This window comes from Adlercreutzia sp. DFI.6.23 (genome assembly GCF_024462535.1).
Lineage (GTDB): Bacteria > Actinomycetota > Coriobacteriia > Coriobacteriales > Eggerthellaceae > Adlercreutzia > Adlercreutzia rubneri.
On record NZ_JANGBP010000003.1, the window covers coordinates 192,949 to 214,735 of the forward strand.

Genomic DNA, 21,787 nt, shown 5'->3' on the forward strand with positions numbered 1-21,787 from the left:
GAAGCATGGGTTTTACAGTGCTCGTTTGCATGGCATCTATTATATTCTCAGTCATGAATGATTTACAAGAGAGAATTATTCATGAAGTAAAATGATTTACAAGAGAGAACAATTCGGTAGGATGAGTACTGAGCAAAAGCGCCCGGAATGTCGGGTCGCTATCATCTGAGAAAGGACGAAAGCCATGGGTTGCGCCGAGAAAGACTGCTGCACGAAGGGGGTTGCGACGGGGGCCATTGCGTTTCCCGGCACAAACGAGCCGAATACGCCCTGGAAGCTGTACAACCACCTGATCGCCGGCATTCCCGAGGACGTCGTGGTGCGCGACTATTGTCTGGGTACCCACTGGTCCTACGTGGAAGCCGACAGTGGCATGGGGGTGAGCTTCACCACCACCGGCGGCGCGCGTCGTGGCTACACGGGCGACCTGAGAGGGATGTCCCTGCGCGAGGTGGCGGAGCTTTCTAAGTCCTGGTGCTTCGAGGAGGCGAGCCTGGGCGTGGCGGCGCTGAACGCCTGGTACTCCCAGCGGTCGCTGCTGGATCCGTTGGGGTGCACCTACGATGCGGCGGTGGAGGTACCCGACGGCACCATCCGGAAGATGGACGCTTTCGAAATGTACCGTCCGCAGATCAGCACCGCCGGTGGGGATGCGCGCGTGGTCGTGGTGGGGCACTTCCCCCATGTGGAGCGCATCGAGGAGTACGCGCGTCTGACGGTGCTGGAGCGCAAGTGCTCTCAGGCGGGCGATGTACCCGACCCGGCTTGCGAGTACGTGATCCCCGGCGCCGACTATCTGTTCATGACCGGCGTGACCCTCATCAACAAGACGGCCCCGCGCCTGCTGGATTTAGCGGCGAACGCCACGACGGTGTTCGTGGGGCCCAGTGTGGTCATGGCGCCGTTTCTTTTCCGCTGGGGCGTGGACATGCTGGCCGGCAGCGTGGTGGCCGACCCCGACAAGGCTCGCTTCGCCGTCAAGAACGGCGCCGGCCAGTTCTTCGGCGAGGCGCTGACCATGGCCGCCCTGCGCAATCCGGAGGCATAGGTGCTGTTTCTTCTCACGGGCGAGGTGCAAATAGGAAAGACGCGCTGGCTGGAATCGCTGGTGGCGGAGCTGGGCGCTTTCGGGGTGCCCTGCGCCGGCGTGCTTGCTCCCGGGCAGTGGGTGCCCTCGACGGGGCCGCACGCCGATGCGAACGGCTTCGAGAAGCTGGGCATCGACAACGTGCTTCTGCCCAGCGGCGAGCGCATCCCTTTCGCCCGTCGGGGTGACTTGGCCCGAGCCGACGGCACCTTCGACGAAGAGAGCCGGGCGGCGAAGGCGGAGTTGGCCTGGCACATCGACGACGCTGCTATCGACCGCGTGAACGCCCACTTCGACGAGATCACCGCGCACGCCAGCGCGGCTGCGCCCGTCGGTGCCAAACCGCATTCCGAGCGGAGTGCCGAAGGTGCAGAGTCGAAGGATCCCTCCCGCGCTCCCGGCCTCCTCATCGTGGACGAGCTGGGCCGCTTGGAAATCTGGCGTGGTGGCGGCCTTACCTCGGCCATGGCCCTGCTTGCCCAGGGCCCAACGCCGGTCTTCCCCCATGCGTTGGCCGTCGTGCGCGATTATCTGCTCGACGACACCGAGGCCCTCCTTGCCGAAGCGTGGCCTGACCGCTGCCGCATTTCTCCCGATGATACAGGTCGAGCCGTTATCCTGTCCGCCTGTGAGTTTGGGGCGTAAGGGACAGCGGCTCGACAAGACGGGTTTTGGTCGAGATGGCTACTGGGCAGCCAGATTCTGAGCAATCATTCGTGCGAAAGTTACTGTCCTGCCGCAAGCGTTGCCGGTCGACAGGTTCGGATAAGTCATGGAATAGTATCCTCCAGAATCGTTGCCTGTGACATACAGGCCTTCAATGGCGCTTCCATCTTCGCGCAGTGCTTGACCTTGGGTGTTTATCACGATACCGTCCATGGTGCATAGCAAAGCGCCTGTGGTACGTACGCCGAAGAAGGGAGGTTTGCGTACAGGGGAAAGCCGGAATGGTTCCTTGCCGAAGTCGTCATCGCGCTGGTTGTCGTAATTCTGGTTGTTTCGTTCCACCGTTTTCGCGAGGGCTTCTGCAGGAAGACCAAGCTTTTCGGCGAGCTCCTCGATGGTGTCGGCTTGCTGAATGTGTCCGGCTTTAAGTGCCTCCTCGTTCATGGCCGTCACCACTTCGATGGGCAGGTTCGGAGCCGCTCCATTATCAAAGGGGAACATGCGCGAGCAGCCATGCATGTCGAACTGTTGAGCGTAGGTCTGCCAGTCTGCATCCCAGAGGCACACGTGGATATTTCCTGGTTGCGATGCATCGGCGTGCAGGATGAAGTCATAGGTGCCGGACTCGTTGCAGAAGCGCTCGCCATTGAGATTGACTTTCAACCAGGGTTGGCTTCCCATCCAGAATACCATGGCAGTACCACAGTCGGCGCCTCCCAGGGAGTCGGCGGGAACGCTTGCTCGGTCGAAAAGCATGCTAGAGTGTGTTTCGTCCATTTTTGCCCCAACGCGAAGGCACGCCTTTATGCCGTCTCCCTCACAGCCCGGCTGCGCTGAGTTGTAAGCGTAAATGCTGGTCGTGTGAGGCTGGAGCTGCTTAAGAAGGTCGAGATTCGCGGCGTAACCGCCTGTGCATACAAGAACGCCCTTGCTTGCGTTGACGCGAATGTAGCCGTCAGCGCCCTGCCCTATGGCACCGGTCACGCGATCGTTTTCGACGGTGAGGCTCACCATGGGCGTTTGGTAGCGGAACGTTACATGGCCCGTCTTCTCTGCGTAGTCAGTCAGCACAGTGAACCCGTCGAGCGATCCATCGACTGGCCAGGCGGGAGAATGCCCTGTAGCCCAATGTCGGTAGTTGACTTCATGCTTTTCCTCGGCAGCCTCATGCCAAAGCGCGATACCGTAAGAGGAGAGAACGCTTTCGTACCAGTCGATGGTCTCGCCCGATCGCTCAAGCCAGACCTTGTGTAACGCGAGATTGCATTGGCCCGCAGCGTAATGATCCATATCTCGCAAATAACCAATTGCGTCGATTTCATAGCCACTCTCCTGCTGCAAGCGAGAGTTGACGCCTGCAAGATCGTCACGCACGACGCCACCGTTGAACTTCTCCATGACGAAGGTTTCCATGCCGGCATCTCCAGCAGCGCAGGCCGCAAAAAGACCGCCCGTGCCAGCGCCGATCACCAAAAACTCCGTGTCAATGGTTTCGACAATCTCATCATCGGAGATGTTCGGGGCATCTCCGATCCAGTCCGAGGAATCTTGCGATCCCGCCTCAGGCGAAGTGTTTGCTAGGGGATCCGCAGTCTGCGGGGCGCATCCTGCAAGGCCGAACAAGGCGCCGGCTCCCGCGAAGGCGCTACCTGCCAAAAACCCTCTGCGGCTTACAAGTCCATTATTGTCCATTTCAGTTCCTTCCTTTTCTCCATGAAAGTGTGGGATTGCGCGGCAAAAGCCTTTGGAGCTCAAGTCCGCACTGAGCTTGTTGCTGTTTAAAAAACGGTCGGGCGGTTTTACCCGCCCGACCAGGGAGGGGAGGGCTTGATCTATCGTAACGCGTGTTCTTAGACGTTGTAGATTGATTGCGCCACCGCATAGCCTGCGCCGAGCGATCCGACACCGCGGCCGCCGCAAGCTGCTTCGCCCACAACGTAGAGTCCCGGTACAACATTTCCGGCCGCATCGAGCGCGCGGTGAGATGAGTCGGTCGAGATGCCGTCCATCGTGATATGCATCGCCCAGGTGCGGGGTGATGCATAGAATGGAGGATTATCCAGGGGGGCATTGGGCCCGAAGCTGGATCGGCCGAATTCTGGGTCGTTGAAAGTACGAGTCATCTCGTTGTAATCGTCGACAGTTTTCAGGAATGTCGCCTCGTCGACGCCCATGAGGCCCGCCAGTTCTTCAAGTGTGTCGGCGCGGTAGAGGATGCCCCGCTCAATGGCGTACTCGACGTCCATGCCTGTGTGGGTCTTGCCGTCCGTGATCATGGAGCTGTCGTGGTCGACCACCTGGAAACCCACACCCCCATCCTGCTCCATCAGGGCGATCGTCATGTCAGTTCGACTGCCGCCCTCGTCGCAGAAGCGTTTGCCGGCCTTGTTCACGTAGATGCTCTCATTGGTGGTTCCGACGGTTGTTTCGGTGGCGTAGAGCACGGTGTCCACGAAGGGGAAGACCATCTGGTTAAAGGGCAATTCGGCGAAGGCGGCGCCTGCTTCTGTGGCCATGCGGATGCCGTCTCCAGTGTGTCCGTAGTTGTTGTCGCAGTGGAAGGTGTCGAGATCTTTCCAGTTCCACATCTTGTCGTGCTCTTTCAGCATATCCTGGTTGTCGGCATAGCCTCCAGAGGCGATAACGACACCGTCTTTAGCGCGCACGGTGTACGTGCTGCCGTTTGCGCTGCTGCCAATGACGCCAGTCACGCGACCGCTTTCAGTGATGAGCTCGGTTGCCGGCGTGGCGAACAGGATGCGAAGATCGAGTCCTTCCATCTCTCGTTCGAACACGTTGAAATAGCCTTCTCCATTCACGTCTTCTGAGGAACCCGAGAAATGCGCCCAAGAATAACCGGGAATTGCGACGAGTGGCATCCAGGGAAACTGCATGGTGTCGAGCCATGCCGTGCCCCCCTCCACATCCGTTGCATAAGTGTGTTGGAAGTCGTAGGTGTTGCCCTCAAGCATGCAGAGTTGCAGCGCAAGGAATTCGGGCGAGCTAAAGAGTTTGGTGTTCCCGTTTGCGTAGTAGTCGTCCCATTGTTGCTGCACCTCATCTACCAGAGAGGCGTCAAGCCCGGCGTCTCGATTGAACTGAAGAACTTCTTGGAAGATCTTCAGGTAGCCGTCGTTCACTTCGACGCGTAATTCTTCGGGTGCGTTGGCATACTCGATGAAACCGCCACTCACGAGGGCGTTGCCGCCCATGCTCGAGGACTTCTCGAACACGACGACCTTCGCTCCCTGCTGAGCAGCTGCTAGTGCAGATGCCATTCCAGAAATGCCGGCGCCTATGACGGCGAGGTCGCATTCGATCTCCTCGTCGGTTGGCTGCTCTTTGGGAACCTCCGCACGCTTCAAAGCGCTCACGTCGCCATCGGCTTGACGCGCGCAGTCTTCTACGGCCGAGAGCAGCGCGAGGGATGAAAGCGTCGCTCCTGTCACCGCGTCGACGGCGAGTGATTGTGATGATACGATGATCTCAGGGATCTTCTCAAACGCCGGTGCGGCGATGCGTTCGGTTTCTCCGTGATCGACGACGCGGACGCTGTCGATGGCAGTGTCGGAGAAGACGACCTCGACGGTGATATCGCTCTTCTTGCCGAGTGCCGTGGCCTGGTAGGTTCCTGCGACAAATTGAGTTGTCGTGCCGCCCGTCTCTGCGACGGGGTGTGACGAAGCGCATCCCGTCGCGCCTAAGGCCAGAGCTGCCGCTGCGACCGAGCTTGCTTGCACAAACCGTCTGCGATCGATGACGTGGTTCTTTCCGTGTCCCATGTTCCCTCCTATGTTCGAATCTTGTCGGCGAGACGCCCTCGCCCCTGCTGTCGTTCATTATGGGATCGGTTCGCCCGAGGGTCTTTTGCAAGTTGTTGCGTGATTTGTGCACAAACCGTACAATTCGCTACAACGACAAAGGGGATCAGGGGGTTGTGGTGCTCAACATGGAATATATGCCCGAGTTGCTCGTGCTGGCGGAAACACTCAGCTACACGGAGACGGCGCGAAGGCTGCACATGTCTCATTCGGCTGTGAGCCGTCACGTTGACGCTGTGGAGCGGGCGCTGGGGGCTCGGCTATTTAATCGTACGACTCGCAAAGTGGAGCTGACCGATGCGGGACGAGCGGTTATTGCCGACTTCTCTGCCATGCAGGCCCATTACACTCATGTGCTTGATGAGCTTGGTCGACTCGCGGAGGATGTGCCAGTCATACGACTGAGCTGTCCGGATTTTTGGATACCGTGTTATCTTGAGTCGTTGTTGGCGTTTCTCTCCCTCGAGCAATCTGCTCTTCGTGTCAAGTTGGAATCGAATCCTCCTGTTGTGGGTTTGAGCGCGGTGGAGGAGGGCCGGTGCGATCTTGCCTTTGGTATCGGGCTTCCCACGGAACTGAAGCCCCCGATGAACATGAGGTTGTTTCTTCGTGAGAGAATTGTGGCAACGATTCATGAAGACAATGCGTTGGCGGGATGCGAGACGCTAGCGTTGGAGCAGCTTGCTGGTGAGCCTTTGGTGGTTCTCGACGATCGGGCCGAAGGATTCAGCCGCATGAACGAAGAGATATTGAGATTTTTTACGCAGCGCGGTTGTGCTCCCTGCGACATACGACGTACTGAGCAGATTGAGACGCTCGGGCTTAAGCTGAGCGAATGCAAAGGATATGCCCTTACGCCTGCGTCGCTGCAGTTTCCTCATAGGGATTACCTGCGGGCGATCCCCCTTGAGGAAGAGGACATCTCTTTCCCACTGTGCTTCTTTTTTCGCACAGATCGCTTGAGCCCTGCGCTGACCAAATTTTTCGAATATGCCGAGCAATTTGTCTTGTTGTCGGGGGAGCGCGCCGGAGACCTTGCTACTGCTCCGTCATCAGCAAATCGAGCAATTCTTGACGGGTATTGATGCCGAGCTTCTCGTAGATGTGGCGGGTGTGGGCCTTCGCGGTGCCCTCGGCGATGATGAGTTCGTGGGCCACGCCGGAAAGCGACTTGCCCTGAGCAAGCAGCTCCATCACCTCCCGTTCGCGTGGCGTGAGGCGGCGCGCTTCGGCCACGGTGGCGCAGCGACGCGCCAGACGCGTGCGCTCGTTCTCCTCGGGTGGTCGTTTGCCCATGAAGGCGATGCCCCAGCGCTCGCCGATCTCGCGTTCGTTAAGCACGAGAGTTGCCACCGCCACAATGGCCGCAATGGCGACTACGGCACCGATGGCCGGTCCCGTGCCTCCGAACAGGCCGGATCCATCGAAGAGGAGCGCCCCCTCGCGGCCGACCCAACTCACGAGAATCAGCGACTCCTCGATGCCGAACAGCAGAAGCGCACTCACGCCGAAGCGCTTGGAGATGTCGCAGAGGAACAGAAACACGATGGCGTTGAAGAGCATCACGCCCAGGGCTGTGCAGAAACTGCCGGCCAAATTGCCGCCAAGGCCGAATAGCGGCACGATGAGGAGCCCGCAGCAAAGGAGGATGACCGGCGCCCGGTACAAGGCGGACAAGGGCAGTCGGTTAGAGAACCACCACACCCACGCGAACAGCACAAGACCGCCGACCAAGGTGGTCGCGGTGGAATGGGAGCCGACCAGCAGGGGGTAGGCGCTGCGAATATGGGCGGAGCTGTAGCTGGCCACCAGCTCGAAGAGGGCGAGGATAAGGAAGAACTTCCAGGGAATGAGCCGACGGTTGGCGGCGATGGGCCGATCTTCTGCCGGGACGTAGAGTCGGTAGGAGCGATGGGCCAAGGCCGCCGAAAGCGCTGGCAGCACGAGCAGCGCCCCGTAAAGGTACTCATCGCTGAAGCCCTGAAGCGCAAAGGTGAGCACGACTCCACCGATGATGGCGAGCGCGTAGTACAGCGCCACGCGGGTAGGACTGAGGCAGCTGTAGATTTCGCACCACAGCAGAATGAGAAGCGCCGAGCCGATGCCGCCGGCCAGGGTTGCTGGCGCAACAAGGGCGTCGGTGGTTGCGGGCAGTGCCAGAGCCGCCACGTTCGCGGCCACGGAGAACCCAAGCAGAAGAGCGATGGTCCCATAGACCCAGCGTCGCCCGGCCAAAGGCGCGATGCGGCTGGAGAGCAGGGCGATGACGATAGCGCTGCCGGCGAGCACCACATCGTAGGCGAACTGGCCGGCGGTGCCGCTGACGGGCATGGGCGCGGCCGGGTTTGCATAGGCGAGCGACACCCAGGCGCGCCACAGGGCGAAGCCGAGAAAGGCGAGCGGCATATCGAGAAGATCGGTGAGTGAGTGTTTGTCCGTGCCATCATGGGCCATGGCGTTATCCCCTTCTCGCTTCCGCCCTGCCAGATGAACCGCACCGGCGACGGCCACAAGATGGGTGTGTGGGCCGGCGGCGAGATTGAGCCGACGACGCACACCAAGATGATCCATGACGCCCGCGTGGGCCGTGTGGATACGCCGCATCTGCTGGTGAACGCCAAGGGCGAGCGCTTTATGTGCGAGGGCCCCATGCAGGGCTACCTGAACAACTATGTGCGCGAGTACATCCACGAGGCCGGCGGCGACGCCAAGGCGGGCAACCTGTACACCATCGTGGACGCGAAGTGGCAGGACCAGATTGCGGAGTGGAAGGCCATCGACCCGGAGATCGACGCCTCGAACTGCAAGTGGTTCTACGAGGGCAACACCATCGAGGAGGCCTGCGCCGCCATGGCCGCCGATACGGAATCGGGCGCCTACGAGTTGGACGCCGCAGCCGTGCAGAAAACGGTGGATCGCTACAACGAGCTTTGTGCCAAGGGCTCCGATGACGACTTCGGCAAGAACTCCACGTTCATGCGCGCCATCGACACCCCGCCGTTCATCGTGGTGCCCCACGAGTTCGGTATGGGACTTTCGGCCATCATCGGCGGCCTGCTCATTAACGCCGACAACCAAGTGATGAAAGCTGACGAGCACACGCCCATCGACGGCCTGTTCGCCGTGGGCAACGTGTCCGGCTGCTTCTACGGCGGCGTCGACTACCCGATGGACGTGCTGGGGCTTTCCATCGGCCGCGCCATCACCGGCGGCTATCTCGCCGGCAAGCACGTAGCGAGCCTGTAGCGACGTTTCCATACCCACACCCTCCCCTCGAGAGCCCGCCGACACGCGGGCTCTCGTTTCTCTTACAACAATGAAAGTCGATTCGTAAGGCGTGGGGGGCGGAGAAGGGGCTATACTGGCAGCATGACATTTCGAAACAGGAGGTATCTCCCATGACTGACCAGCAGAATCCCTTCAGCACCATGCCCGAGCCGCCCCAGGCTTTCGACAACGCGCAGGGCCAGGGGCAGGCCGCGCAGTCCTACGACACCGACCAAACCGCTCAGCAGGCTTACGACCCCTACCAGGCGCAGCAACCCTACGGCGCCGGCCAGGGCTATGACCCCTATCAGGCCCAGCAAACCTACCAGCAGCCCTATCAGGCCACCTACGAGCAGCCGCAGCCGGCCTACCAGCAGGTGTACGCCCAGCCCGTGGCCCCGGCGGCCCCTGCAGCTCTTTACCCGATGACCGACACCGACCGCAATCTGCGCCTTGTGGCGTTCATCTTCTGCATCCTGTCGCTGGTGGGCTCGTGTTGGCTCATCATCCCGCTGGCGTGGATGATTCCCATGTCGGTCATCTCCTGGGGCATCTACAAGGGCACCAAGGCCAACACCGTCGCCTTCGGCGTGTGCACTCTCATCTTCTGCTCGCTGGTGGCCGGCATCTTGCTGCTGTGCTCGAATAAGGATCGATAGAAGGCAAGGCTCGCGAGCTAGCGAGCTCTGCGAATCCGCGTGCTCGTGAGCCTGCCGCTTTCATGGTCCTGCGAACGGCATGGGCTTGTGATCTCCCAAGCGCGTGCCGCCAGACGCGCAACTCAAAGTCGCGACACCACGAGTTGGTTGAGCGAGACATGCTGCTCGGCAGCTTCGATGGCGAGCTCGCGATGCTTCTCGGGCGGGATGCGCAACGCGAACTTACCCGAATAGGTGCGACTGGCCAGAGGGGTGGGCGCTTCTTCGCCGCTCTCGGCCATGTCCTCTAGAACGGTGCTCACGACCGCAACTATGACGCAGGAAATTCTCGGTTCATTCCTCGCGCAGACCGCAGTTGCGTCGCGTTTGAGGTAATGGGGCCATGCGAAAATGAAAAGCCGCAAGCGCTGGGATGGAACATTCGCGGATTGGGAACCCATCGCGCGTCGTATCGCCGCTGGCCAAAACCGCGCGCGAGCTGTACGGACGGGTCATCGCTGGCCAAAAAAGGCGCGCGAGCTGTATGCGGGGAGGCACGTTTGGCGCTTTCTGGCCAAAAACCCCGCGCCAGCTGTGCCGTGGGGTCGCAATCTCGGGATCGGCGTCATCCTCGAGCTGAGTTTCCCCAGTTCAGAATGCCGCTGCAAAGGGGTGTACGAGCCCGGGACAGCGGACCCCGAGGAGAATCCCTCGAAAATAGCAGTCCGCGCGCGATTTTTGGCCAATTGGCGAGGGCGACGCGAGGCGTGCACGAGCGGCGACTCAATTTGGAAGCCGTGCGGAGTTCTCGGGGATGCAACGAAGGAGACGACGGGGTCGTGCGCGGGTGGGAGGCCCAATCGCGAGAGGCGAGGGCCGCTCTGGTTCCCCTCCCGGGCCTCTAGGCGGCCCTATTGTTCTTCGGAGGCTTGATGAACAGCGAAACGATAAGGGCCGCAATGGCCACGCCGAAGAAGACCCAGAAGGCGCCGAGGTAGCTGCCCGATCCCATTTGCGAGAGGGCGAGAATCTGCGGACCTACGATGGCGGCCGGGATCATCTGGCAGGTGGCGATGGCGTAGTTGATGCCGTAGTACTTCGGCCCAAAGAAGGTGCCCACCATGGCCGACATCGAGCACATATTCCCACCGTACATGAGGCCGAGCAACATGAATCCGGCGACGAGCAGCGGGAAGTTGCTGCCCATCATGGCGAAGGCGCAGCAGAGCATGCCCGCGGCGAAGGCCACGGCGATCCAAGTGAGGCACACGCGGTAGCCGAACTTGTCCCAGATGAATCCGTTGATGAGGCGCCCGAGTCCGTTCATGGCTGACACGCTGCCCATGGCCGCGGTAGCCAGCATAAGCGCCTCGGCCTCGGGCAGCGCGGCGCTGACGCCCGCGCCAGCCGCCGCTGCCCCGCTCGCTCCCGCCCCCGCGCTCGCTGCCCCGCTCGCTGCTGCTCCAGCGCCCATGAGCAACTCCATGGCCGCCGGCACTGCTTGGCTGATGAGCGCCAGACCGCCGCAGGTGACGAGCATCAGATACACCATGAACACCCAGAACGTGGGCGTACGCACCATTTGGCCACCCGTCATGTCGACGGCCGCCACGGTGGCGTTCTGCCGCGCCTTTTCCAGAAGAGGGCGAACATATTCCGGCGTCGGCAGCTTCATGATGAAGGCGCCGGCCCCCACCAGCACGACGAAAATGACTCCCAGCGCTCCGAAGGTCAGACGCCACCCGAGCGCGCCCAGCATCGTGGTGACAACGGGGGACAGCAGCATGGTGCCGCCGCCGAAGCCCATGAGCATAGCACCGGAGGCCAGGCCCTGCTTGTCGGGGAACCACTTCAGCGTGACGGACATGACCACATCGGTGCCAAGACCTACGCCGGCCCCGACCAGCACGCCGTAGGTGGCGTAAATGAAGGGCAGCGATTCGGTGAAGGCCGAGGCGATAAGCCCGAGTCCCAGGCAGGTGGCGGTTATGAGCATGACCGTGCGCGGCGAGGTGCGCTCTTCCAGCGCGCCCGCTACGAGCATGCCGGCGCAGAAGGTGATGATAGAGAGCGTGAATACCACCGAGGTGGCCGAGCGATCCCAGCCGAATTCCGCCTCCAGTGGGTCGACGAACAGCGACCAGGCATAGATGAGCCCGAAGAACATGAGCAGCACGAAGGCGACGAAGAAGTACAGCAGACGGTGCGGCGTTGCGTGGGACATGGCTCTCCCCTCGAGATCGCGTTCCTTATGAGCTGCCAGCCACCTTCAGTTTAGCGGGCGCAGAAAAAAGGGCAAGAAGAAAGGGAAAGGGCGACCCAAAGGGACGCCCTTGCAGTTCGAGTGGGCTATAGGTTTTGCCGTAGGCTAACCCTCGTACAGTGAGAAGTCGTCCTTGCCGACGCCGCAGACGGGGCATACCCAGTCGTCGGGAATATCCTCGAAGGCCGTGCCCGGCGCGATGCCGCCGTCCGGGTCGCCCACCTCGGGGTCGTAGATGTAGCCGCATACGTCGCAAATGTACTTGTCCATGGGAACCTCCCAGTCGTCGAATGGTTGCAACATGCGTATCCTCCCACAGGCAGCGTTTCCGCGCAGGCGGGCATCCGATCTGAAACCATTCGGTGAATCGACGATCCTGTGTTGCGCTCGCGAAAGGACGCGATGAGGCTCGGGAAAACACCCAGCTAGAACTTAGAAAATCAGCGGAAAACTAATCTATAACGGCGCAGCAACGAAAACCGCCCCCGTCGCCAAAACGCCGGGGAAGAGCGCAGGATATGAAACGAATCCGCGAGTTCGTGCGTTGAAGCTCGCCCGCAGGACGGCTCAAGGGAGCTGTCCGCAAGCCCGCCCGCCCCGGCGCACCCTGGAAAGGAAGACGACAATGGTCACTCAAGAGCAGCAATCGATCATCGATCATGCCCAGCTGCAGAAGATCAACGGCTGGCAGCATATCAAGGTGAAGGGCACCCCCTACGAGTGCGGCTTCCAGGAGGGCTACCTTCTGGCCGACGAGTACAAAGACGCCCTGCGCGTGTACAAGTTCATGACCCTGGAAACCTTCGGTATGACCTACGAGTGGTTCGCCGAGCAGGCGCTGAAGTTGCACCGCGACAAGATTCCCACCCGCTGGTTCGAAGAGCTGCGCGGCATGGCCGAGGGCCTGACGGCTGCCGGCATCCCCACCACCACCGACGACATGATCGCGTGGAACGATTGGATGGAGATCACCGGCTACTGGTGGCCCCAGAACGCCGGCAAGATCATGAGCCGTCCGCTCATGAAGACCCACCGCAAGGAGCATTGCTCCGCCATCGTGGCCACCGGCTCGGCCACGGTGGACGGCAAGCCCTACCTGGGCCATGAGAGCTTCGACGAGTTCTGGAGCGGCCAGTACTTCAATATCTGCAAGCGCGTGGAGCCCGACGACGGCTATGCCTTCATCATGCAGGCCTCGGCGCCGTGCATGCTCTCGTCCATGACCGACTTCTACGTGACCGCCGCGGGCCTGAACATCACCGAGACCACCCTGGCCGGCTTCGACCGCTACGACGACGCGGGCATGCCCGAGTGGGTGCGCATCCGCGACGCCGTGCAGTACGCGGCCACCATCGACGAGTTCGTCGAGCGCCTGAACAAAGGCAACAACGGCGGCTACGCCAACGCCTGGCTCATTGCCGACCACAACACCGGCGAGATCGCCCGCTTCGAGCAGGGCCTGGAATTCACGAGCCTCGAGCGCACCTTCGACGGCGCGTACTTCGGCTGCAACGCCGTGTTCGACCCGCGCATCCGCAACCTGGAATGCAAGGACAACGGCTTCAACGATCCGCGCCAGCAGACCGGCGCCCGTCGCCAGCGCTGGATGGAGCTCATCGATCAGTACTACGGCAAGATCGACCTGGAAGTCGTGAAGAAGATGCTCGCCGACACCTACGACGTGTACCTCGGCTACAACTGCCCGTCGAGCCGCGACATCTGCTCGCACTACGACGTGGATCCGCAGTACTACGCCGACGACCCCGATGCCGTGTGGAACATCCCGTTCTACCCGGCCGGCTCCTGCGACGCCAAGGCCGCTGGCCCCGACGACGTGAAGCACCTGAAGATGTGGGGCCGCTACGGCCGCGCCGACGGCGTGGAGTTCAACGCCCGCGACTTCATGGACCAGCACCCGCTGTGGAAGTGGATGGACGGCTACCTGGAAGATCGCCCGACTCAGCCTTGGACGCTCTTCAACTAAAGGGAATTCGAACCGGCGCTTTTCCACGGCGCCGCGTTCCTTCCATATAGATCATCGCTAACCAATCGAGGATAAGGAGCATAGATTATGGAAATCTCAAAGGAACAAATCGCGAAGATGGCCGAATCCTACAAGAAGGCCGAAACCCAGCACGTGGCCCAGCGTGCGGTGACCAAGAACGGCATTCTGGAGTCGGCGGAAAGCGTGGAGGTGCTCAAGCGCATGAGCCCCAAGAACTTCGCGTTTTCCATCGACGTGGACGACCAGGCCGTGGCCAACCAGAAGATGTCGGGCCGCTGCTGGATGTTCGCCTGCTTAAACGTGCTGCGCTTCCACATTGAGAAGGAGCTGGATCTGCCGAAGGGCACCTTCGAGTTGTCCCAGGCCTACCTGGCGTTCTTCAACAAGCTTGAGCGCGCTGCTTGGTTCCTCGAGCACGCGGTGGCCACGGCTGACAAGCCGCTGGATGACCGCGAGGTCGACTGGCTGTTCACGACGCCCATGGCCGACGGCGGCGATTGGGATATGGTATGCGCCCTGGTGAAGAAGTACGGCGTTGTGCCGCACGAGGCCCAGGCCGAGACCCACTGCACCAACAACACCGCCGAGCTGAACACGGTGCTCTCGCACCTGCTGCGCCAGGACGCCCTGAAGCTGCGCACCATGGCCCAGGAGGACAAGGACACGAAGGCCGTCCAGGAGGAAATGCTCAACGAGGTGTACCGCGTGCTGGCCGTGTGCTTCGGTGAGCCGGTGCAGAAGTTCGACTTCACCTACAACGATGCCAAGGGCCACTACCATGCTGACCTCGGCATCACCCCGTTGGAGTTCCTGAAGAAGTACGTGCCCATCAACTTGGACGACTACATCGGCGTCATCAACGTGCCCGGCGACGACAAGCCCTACGGCCGCATGTACGCCATCCAGGATTCCGATCAGATCCCCGAGCGTCGCAATCTGTACCTGAACGTGCCGATGGAGGAGCTGAAGGGTTACGTCATCGACTCGCTGAAGGACGGCGAGCCTGTCTGGTTCGGCTCCGATGTGCTGCAGCACTGCGATCGCAATGCCGGCGTCATGGACTTCGATCTGTACGACCTTGAGGCCATGTTCGGCGTGAAGTTCACCATGAACAAGGCCGAGCGCTTCGCCACCCACGAGAGCCTGCCGACCCACGCCATGACCATCGCCGGCGTCGATATCAAGGACGGCAAGCCCACGAAGTGGAAGATCGAGAACTCCTGGGGCACCGAGAACCACGGCATGAAGACTGGCAACAACGGCTACTTCGTCTGCAGCGACGAGTGGTTCGACAACTTCGTCTACGAGGTGGCCATCCGCAAGGATCGCCTGAGCCCCGAGATGCAGAAGGCGCTGGACTCCGATCCCATCGTGTGGCCGTTCTGGAACACCTTCAACCCGGTTTCCGCCTAAGCGGCAATCGGGCGCCGGCCGCAGGGGTTCCGCACGGGATGCCCCAAGGTCGGCCCTTGCGGGCGGCTTGTGCAAGTCGCGCGCGGCAACTATCCGCTGTCCGGCGGGGTGCCTTTTCCGGGAATGACGTCCCGGGAAGGAAAGCCCGCCCCGCCGGGCCCTTTCGTGAGGGGTAACTATGAGCTCCCAAACTACAACTCATGCGGCCAAAGCGCCGGCGAAGGGCGCAGCGAAGGCCAGCAGTGGAACCTATATCAGCCTGATGGCTCTGGTCATGATGAACGTGACCATCATCGGCAGCGTCGCCAACGACGTCCAGCAGGCTTATTACGGGCTGTCCTCCGTCACGCTCTTCATCATCGGCGCTCTGGTGTTTTTCCTGCCCACCGGTTTGGTGGCGGCCGAGCTGGCTTCCGGCTGGGGCCAGCGCGGCGGCATCTTCCGCTGGGTCGGCGAGGCTATGGGCCCCGGACTGGCATTTACGTGCCTGCTCATCCTGTGGTTCCAGACCTCCATCAACTTCGGTATGGGCGTTGCGTCGGCATCGGCCACCATCGGCTTCTACACGCCTGATTGGGACTGGGCCGTGCAGTTCATGAACCATCCGGAGAACCAGTTCTTCATCATTCTGGCGTGGCTGGCCTACTACTGGGGCCTGACCTTCCTGTCCACCAAGGGCGTGAAGGCCTTCGCCCGCCTGACCAAGTATGGTGTCATCATCGGCACGTTCATCCCGCTGGCGTTCATCGTCATTTTCACGGTGGTGTGGCTCGCCCAGGGCAACGTGTCCAACGTGACTCCCACGCCGGAGGCGTTCAATCCCTTCGCTGACGGCTTCAGCCTCACCAACCTGGCCCTGGCCGCCGGTGTGTTCTTCAGCTTCGCGGGCATCGATATGAACGCTGCCCACATCAAGCAGCTGAAGAAGCCGCAGAAGGAATTCCCGCTGTCCATCTTCATCGCCATGATCCTGACGCTGATCATCTTCATCGCTGGTACCGTGTGCATCGCCATCGTCACGCCGAAATCCGACATGAACTTGGTCTACGGCCTGTACCAGACCTATAAGATCCTCGGCGCCACGTTCAACTGCCCGTGGATTTACGTGGCCTTCGTGTGGGTCGGCCTCGGCGCTTCCATGGCGTCGCTCGTCACCAACATGGCCGGCCCCTCGTTCATGCTCGGCCAGGCCGGTCGCTCCGGCTTTTTGCCGAAGGTGCTGCAGAACTCCAACAAGCACGGCATGCCGAGCCGCCTTATGTACCTGCAGATGACGTTCATGACCCTCATTGCCTTCCTTTGCTTCCTCATTCCGAACATCGAGGGCTTCGTCGTGCTCATCACCCAGGCCATCACCATCCTCTACATGATGTACTACGTGTTGATGTTCGTCTCGTTCTTGAAGCTGCGTCACGACCAGCCGAACCGTCCGCGTCTGTTCAAGGTGCCCGGCGGTAACGTGGGCGCGTGGCTTGTGGCCGGCCTTGGTCTTCTGGCCTGCCTGTTCGGCATCGTGCTGGCCATTATCCCGCCGGCCCAGGTAGCCGAGGAAGTGGGCAGTCCGGTGACCTACGTGGTGGTTATCGTGGCCATCATCGTTGTTACCTTCGCCATTTGCTTCGGCGTGTACCAGGCCTCCAAGCGCCATCATTGGGCCGACCCGAACAATGTGTTCGCGCCGTTCACCTGGCAGATCGAGGGTTTGAAGAAGCCCCAGAAGGTTCTGTCCAACGTGCCGTCCGAGCTGATGAGCGAGGGCCAGAACCCCATGGGCATGCCCATCAAGAAGCTGTGGAACCCCAACGAGCAGATCGTGCTTCCCGACGAGTACGTGCCGGGCAAGCATCATCCGTCCTCTCCGGCTATTGAGGCCGGCGACGATCCTGCGGCCATGAACCACCCGGTGAAGACCAGCGGTACGTCCATCGGCGCGCTGGGTGCCATCCCCCTAAGCCAGCCGGCGATGATTTCGGAGAAGGCCGGTATCGGCACGTCGGCCACGGTGGGTCTGAAGAAGGCGACTCAGACGGTTCCCGTGGAAGGCACCGAACCCGTGCGGCTTGATGCGAAAGTGCCGGCGGCGCCTGCTGATGAGGTGGCTGCCGAACCGGTGCCGCGCGACCCGGTGGCCGACGCCAAGCGAGCGGCTGCTGCCGAAGCGGCAGCCCTGGCGGCCGAGAAGTCCTCGCAGGACAAGGCCCATGCCGAGGCGGTGGCTGCCGAGGCGCTCGAGCAGCAGGTGGAAGCCGACAGCGATTTGGCGTCCGCTCGCCGCGAGGTGAAGGAGGCCAAGGCCGCGGCCGACCAGGCGCGCAAGGCTGCGCGCGAGGCTGGCGCTGAGGCGGCGGCTGCGCCTGAGAAGGCCGCTGGTTCCGCCGCGGATGCGGGCGCGACCAAGGGCGGCGATGCTGCCGACGGCGCTGCCGGTACTGCCGGTGCCGACGACGCCGGTGCTGCCAAGGGGTCTTCTAAGTAAGTGTTTCGGAAGGGGGTCGCGCCGCAGGATGTGCGGGCGGCGCGGCCCCCTCGAGGGTAAAAAGAGGTGTCCTCAATGAGTGCAAACGGAAAGACAAACGCGGGCGCGCCGCCGAAGGCTCCCGTAGCCGTAGCCACGGCCGCGTCCGGTGCGGCGAAGGGCGTCTCCGATGACGCTACGACCGCTCGCCTCTCCATGCCGGAAAACAACGGGAAGAAAGTGACGAAGCCGACCGTGGCCACCCAGCAGAACGCCGGCGACGACTTCAAAGCGACCCTAACTGTAAAGGACATGGTGGTATGGGGCCTCATCACCATGGTGCCCATCTCTCCCATGGCCGTTTACGGCGGCGTGTTCGCCGACTCCGGCGGCATGCCCACGCTCGCGTTCCTCATCGGGTTCGTGGCCGTGCTGTTCTCGGTGTTCTCCTTTGGCATCATGATTCAGCATTTCCCGTCTTCGGGATCAATCTTCACCTATGTGAGCCACGTGTTCGGCAAGCTGCCCGGCTTCATCGCCGGCTGGCTGATGCTGTTGCAGTACTTGGTGAGCCCGGCCATGGTGTACCTCATCGCGGCTATCGCCATTCACAGCATGCTGCCGGATGTGCCGATTCTGGCTCTGTGCTTCGGGTTCCTCATTATTGTGGCCATCGTGTCGCTTATCGGCATGAAGACCGCCATGGTGGTGAACAAAGTGGCACTGGTGGCTCAGCTGGCGATTCTCGCGCTGTTCGTCGTGTGCGGCGTGATGTTCGTCGTGCAGCATCCCGAGAGCGCGAATTTCTCGCCGATCAACCTGTTCAACCCCGCCAAGTTCGAGTTCGGCGGCACCATGTCCGCTGTGTCGCTGGCTGTGATGTCCTACGTGGGCTTCGGCGCCATCGCCACGCTGACCCAAGAGGCGAAGGATCCCAAGCACGGGCCGTCGCGCGCCATGATGGTCATGGCCATCGTGCTGTGCGTGCTGTACGCGCTGCAGTGCTTCATCGCCACGTGCATCGATCCGTCGGGCGCGGCCTTTGCCGGCAACACTGACAACGCGTTCTACGCCGTGGCCAAGATGGCCGCCGGTCCCTGGCTCATGATCGTGTGCGCTGTGGGCGTGGCGCTGGCCCAGGGCGTGTTCACCGCTATTGCGCAGCAGAATTCCATCGCCTTCGTCATGTTCACCATGGCCAATGGCGGCTGCCTGCCGAAGTTCATGGCCAAGATGAACAAGCGCACGAACTCGCCGTTGAACGCCGTCATCTTCATCATCGCCCTGTCCGTGGTGCTGACGCTGCTCTTCCATTTCAGCGGCATCGACATGAACACCGTGGTGAAGATCTCGAACTTCGGCGCGCTGTCCACCTATGTGATGCTGAACGTGTCGGTCATCGTGTTCTGCTGGTTCCAGCTGAAGCAGCGTTCGGGCGCAAAGGCCGTGTTCATGCACCTGGTGTTCCCGGCGCTCGGCGCGCTGGTGTGCTTCGCGATTCTGATGTCCGTGGGCACCGTGGCCCTGGTGACGGGCGTGGTGTTCATCCTCATCGGCATCGCCTACTACCTGGTGCTGACCCGCGTCCTGCATCGCCAGATCAACCTCGGGTAGGGGATTGCCAATCGCGCAATCAGAGGCAAGCTGCTTGTCCGGAAACCTCAAAGGCGGGGCGTTCGCGCGAGATTGCGCGGCCGCCCCGCCTTTTGCTGCCTGGGCGCTTTGTATCCTGCCGACGTCCGCTCGGCTGGTCGCATCCGCTTAGCGAGTCGCACCCGCCTAGCGAGCCGCATCCGTTTAGCGAGCTGCACCCCTTGGCGAGCCTCACCCGCTCGGCCGCATCCGCCTAGCGAGCCTCACCTCCTTGGCGAGCCTCACCCGCTCGGCTGGCCGCATCCGTTTGGCGAGCTGCGCCCGAAGCTCTGGAGGGGCCGCGTGCAATTTTGGTCTTCTCTTTATGGCAAGTTTTCCGAGGGTTTCGACGTTACAAGGCGATGGCAGATCAAGCTATCCTAGTAAACTGTCGATAAACGATAGCATTAGGCTCTTCCCGGAGCGAGCTTCGGTTTTTCAAGGGAATACGGCCAGCTATAAGGTCGAAATCCTCAAAAAACTTGCCATTTTTCGGGCTGCAGCAAGTATCGATGAGCAGGTATGGCAGCGTGGGCTAATGCGCTGGTGACTATCTCGGGCGGTAGGCGGCGATGCCTTCCGATGGGCCTCTTCGGAAGCTGGTCGGCTGGATTGACGCCGGCGTCTCCCGTTGCGCTGGTGCCGGCGGTGATGGTCGGCGGCGACCCTTCCCGACTGCGTTGGTGTTGGCTGGCGGTGCCCCGTTGGGCTGCCTGGCGGCGCTGTTCCGGAAGCTGGGTCGCCGGCATTCTGTAGAGAGCTGCGTTATTTTGAGGGCACGTTTTAGGCAAGTTTTTCGGGGGTTTCGACATTGCGAACCCATAGAGTAGGCGCAAGAAGGGCGAAACACCAGGATTTGCCTTTGGAAAAGAGTTTCTGAAGCCTGCTTTGCCACGAACGTGTCGCAAACTTTGGAAAACTTGCCAGAAAGCAAGGCGCTTGAATGCAAGGAGCGCCGATCAGCTGAGGTGCTTGGATGATCGGCGCTCCGGTGGCTGAGCCGTCTGAACGGTCGCGAGGCTTTGCGCTTGACAGGGGTGGAAGTGCGGCGCTATTCCGTGTACAGCGAGAAGTCGTCCTTGCCAACGCCGCATACGGGGCAAACCCAGTCTTCGGGGATGTCCTCGAAGGCAGTTCCCGCAGTGATGCCGCCGTCGGGATCGCCCACAGCTGGGTCGTAGATGTAGCCGCATATGTCGCAGATGTACTTGTCCATGAGTTCCTCTATTCTCGCACTGGCCGCACGATGCGTCTTGGCGGCCCGACGAACAATGCGCGACTATGATGCCACGGATCGGGACGGCGCACCCTCGCCCAGCGCAACTCGAAACTGATTCGTGAAGAATGCTTCGAATGCGCCGGCCGCCTGATCTTAAGCGGGCTGCGGGCTTGCCATGGGTGCACGAAGTGGAGACGGCGAGAGCATCGAGGCGGCAAGCAGAGGCGTCGTGAGCTACTGCATCACCTCGTGCAGGGCCGCTTCCAGGGCCGCGAGGTCGTCGGGGGTGGTGGACCAGCTGGTGACGAGGCGGATGACGGTGCGGCCGTCCCCGAGCTTTTCCCACGTGCTGAAGCGGATGCGCTCGGCCAGCGCCTCGACCTGGGCATTTTCCAGAACCACGAACTGTTGATTGGTGGGGCTTTCGCGGAAGAAGGTGCACCCGGCCTCGCGCAGGATGCGGCGCAGCTCGTCGGCGGCCGCAGCGGCCGTACGTCCCACTTCGCCATAGAGGTCGTCGGTGAACAGCGTGTCGAACTGCACGCCGAGCAGCCGTCCCTTTGCCAGAAGGGCCCCGTGCTGCTTGGCGTGGGTGAGGAAGTGACGGGGCATGCCGCCGCGCGGGAACACGACCGCCTCGCCGCAGAGTGCCCCGCATTTGGTGCCGCCGATGTAGAAGGCGTCGGTGAGGCGCGCGATGTCGGTCAGGGAGACGTCGGTGTCGGGAGCGGCCAGGCCATAGGCGAGGCGCGCACCGTCCAAGTACAGCGGGATCTGATGGCGGCGGCAGAGCGCCGAGAGTTCTTCCAGCTCGGCCAAAGAGTACAGCGTGCCCAGCTCGGAGGGATGCGCAATGAACACCATGCCCGGGAACACCATGTGGGTGTAACTGGCGTCGGCGTAGAAAGTCTCCAGATAAGCTTCCACGTCGGCGGCGCGCAGTTTGCCGTCGCATTCGGGCACGGTGAGCACCTTGTGCCCAGTGGCTTCAATGGCACCGGCTTCATGAACGGCGATGTGCCCCGTATCGGCAGCGATCACGCCCTCGTGCCCGGCCAGCAGAGCCGAAATGACCACGGCGTTAGTCTGGGTGCCGCCCGTGAGGAAGAACACGTCGGCGGTCTCGTCATCGCAAGCCGCGCGGATGCGGGCCGCCACACTTTCGCAAAAGCGGTCGCTGCCATAGCCCGGCGCCGGCTCCAGGTTCGTCGCCGCCAGCGCTTCCAGAATGCGCGGATGGGCGCCGGTGGAATAGTCGTTCTCGAACGAGATCATGAGTCCTCCTCAGGGCTTCCCGGAGATGTGTGTCGTGCTATTATTC

Annotated in this window: 17 protein-coding genes; 9 read left to right on the plus strand and 8 right to left on the minus strand. The window is 61.6% G+C overall.

From position 1 onward, the window contains the following. The first annotated feature begins 184 nt into the window (after nt 1-184). Together NE591_RS03995 and NE591_RS04000 are read left to right on the plus strand one after the other, a co-directional pair. On the plus strand, nt 185-1,048 hold the full coding sequence (locus NE591_RS03995; RefSeq protein WP_114538981.1) for a DUF364 domain-containing protein: 864 nt from the start codon (nt 185-187) through the stop codon (nt 1,046-1,048). Continuing rightward, nucleotides 1,049-1,732 carry a hypothetical protein gene (locus NE591_RS04000; RefSeq protein ID WP_114538982.1) on the plus strand — a complete coding sequence of 228 codons (684 nt, stop codon included), beginning with the start codon at nt 1,049-1,051 and terminating at the stop codon, nt 1,730-1,732. A gap of 39 nt (nt 1,733-1,771) precedes the next feature. On the opposite strand, the gene NE591_RS04005 is transcribed toward NE591_RS04000, so the two are convergent. After that, complete coding sequence (locus tag NE591_RS04005; RefSeq protein WP_157011888.1) at nt 1,772-3,445, minus strand: FAD-binding protein; 1,674 nt, start codon at nt 3,443-3,445, stop codon at nt 1,772-1,774. Nucleotides 3,446-3,603: 158 nt separating this feature from the next. Next, nucleotides 3,604-5,535, minus strand: a complete 1,932-nt coding sequence (locus tag NE591_RS04010; protein ID WP_157011890.1) for an FAD-dependent oxidoreductase — start codon at nt 5,533-5,535, stop codon at nt 3,604-3,606. Nucleotides 5,536-5,690: 155 nt separating this feature from the next. On the opposite strand from NE591_RS04010, the gene NE591_RS04015 reads away from it, so the two are divergent. After that, nucleotides 5,691-6,659 carry a LysR family transcriptional regulator gene (locus tag NE591_RS04015; RefSeq protein ID WP_198160986.1) on the plus strand — a complete coding sequence of 323 codons (969 nt, stop codon included), beginning with the start codon at nt 5,691-5,693 and terminating at the stop codon, nt 6,657-6,659. Here the strand turns inward: NE591_RS04015 and NE591_RS04020 are convergent. Then, nucleotides 6,613-8,028 carry a helix-turn-helix transcriptional regulator gene (locus NE591_RS04020; RefSeq protein WP_227069420.1) on the minus strand — a complete coding sequence of 472 codons (1,416 nt, stop codon included), beginning with the start codon at nt 8,026-8,028 and terminating at the stop codon, nt 6,613-6,615. The genes NE591_RS04015 and NE591_RS04020 overlap by 47 nt on opposite strands. Between NE591_RS04020 and NE591_RS04025 the strand changes: the two genes are divergently transcribed. Both NE591_RS04025 and NE591_RS04030 read left to right on the plus strand, forming a co-directional pair. Continuing rightward, a complete protein-coding gene (locus NE591_RS04025) occupies nt 8,002-8,820 on the plus strand; it encodes an FAD-binding protein (RefSeq protein ID WP_227069421.1) in 819 nt (272 codons plus the stop codon). The genes NE591_RS04020 and NE591_RS04025 overlap by 27 nt on opposite strands. A gap of 152 nt (nt 8,821-8,972) precedes the next feature. Further along, entirely contained in the window at nt 8,973-9,500 is a 528-nt protein-coding gene (locus NE591_RS04030) for a hypothetical protein (protein ID WP_198160988.1), read from the plus strand. A 122-nt stretch (nt 9,501-9,622) separates the two neighbouring features. Here the strand turns inward: NE591_RS04030 and NE591_RS04035 are convergent, their stop codons facing one another. The 3 genes from NE591_RS04035 to rd (NE591_RS04045) all read right to left on the minus strand — a co-directional run bounded on the left by NE591_RS04035 (nt 9,623) and on the right by rd (NE591_RS04045) (nt 12,012). Then, nucleotides 9,623-9,802: a type II toxin-antitoxin system HicB family antitoxin gene (locus NE591_RS04035; protein ID WP_256156340.1), complete on the minus strand. Its 180-nt coding sequence runs from the start codon at nt 9,800-9,802 to the stop codon at nt 9,623-9,625. Between the two features lie 578 nt (nt 9,803-10,380). After that, nucleotides 10,381-11,703, minus strand: coding sequence for an MFS transporter (locus NE591_RS04040; RefSeq protein ID WP_157011899.1), 1,323 nt, complete (start codon nt 11,701-11,703; stop codon nt 10,381-10,383). Between the two features lie 144 nt (nt 11,704-11,847). Further along, nucleotides 11,848-12,012, minus strand: coding sequence for a rubredoxin (rd, locus tag NE591_RS04045; RefSeq protein ID WP_114539008.1), 165 nt, complete (start codon nt 12,010-12,012; stop codon nt 11,848-11,850). Nucleotides 12,013-12,367: 355 nt separating this feature from the next. Here rd (NE591_RS04045) and NE591_RS04050 point away from each other — a divergent pair, with 355 nt between their 5' ends. From NE591_RS04050 to NE591_RS04065, 4 genes are all read left to right on the plus strand, one after another. Continuing rightward, nucleotides 12,368-13,726: a C45 family peptidase gene (locus NE591_RS04050; protein WP_256156341.1), complete on the plus strand. Its 1,359-nt coding sequence runs from the start codon at nt 12,368-12,370 to the stop codon at nt 13,724-13,726. 87 nt (nt 13,727-13,813) lie between these two features. Continuing rightward, nucleotides 13,814-15,160, plus strand: coding sequence for an aminopeptidase C (locus tag NE591_RS04055; protein WP_022741440.1), 1,347 nt, complete (start codon nt 13,814-13,816; stop codon nt 15,158-15,160). 178 nt (nt 15,161-15,338) lie between these two features. After that, a complete protein-coding gene (locus NE591_RS04060; protein ID WP_256156342.1) occupies nt 15,339-17,636 on the plus strand; it encodes an APC family permease in 2,298 nt (765 codons plus the stop codon). A gap of 75 nt (nt 17,637-17,711) precedes the next feature. Next, nucleotides 17,712-19,229, plus strand: coding sequence for an APC family permease (locus NE591_RS04065; protein WP_256156344.1), 1,518 nt, complete (start codon nt 17,712-17,714; stop codon nt 19,227-19,229). A gap of 1,069 nt (nt 19,230-20,298) precedes the next feature. Here NE591_RS04065 and rd (NE591_RS04070) read toward each other — a convergent pair. Together rd (NE591_RS04070) and NE591_RS04075 are read right to left on the minus strand one after the other, a co-directional pair. Then, nucleotides 20,299-20,463, minus strand: a complete 165-nt coding sequence (rd, locus tag NE591_RS04070; RefSeq protein ID WP_117284884.1) for a rubredoxin — start codon at nt 20,461-20,463, stop codon at nt 20,299-20,301. A 237-nt stretch (nt 20,464-20,700) separates the two neighbouring features. Then, nucleotides 20,701-21,741: a low specificity L-threonine aldolase gene (locus tag NE591_RS04075; RefSeq protein WP_256156345.1), complete on the minus strand. Its 1,041-nt coding sequence runs from the start codon at nt 21,739-21,741 to the stop codon at nt 20,701-20,703. Nucleotides 21,742-21,787 lie beyond the last annotated feature (46 nt).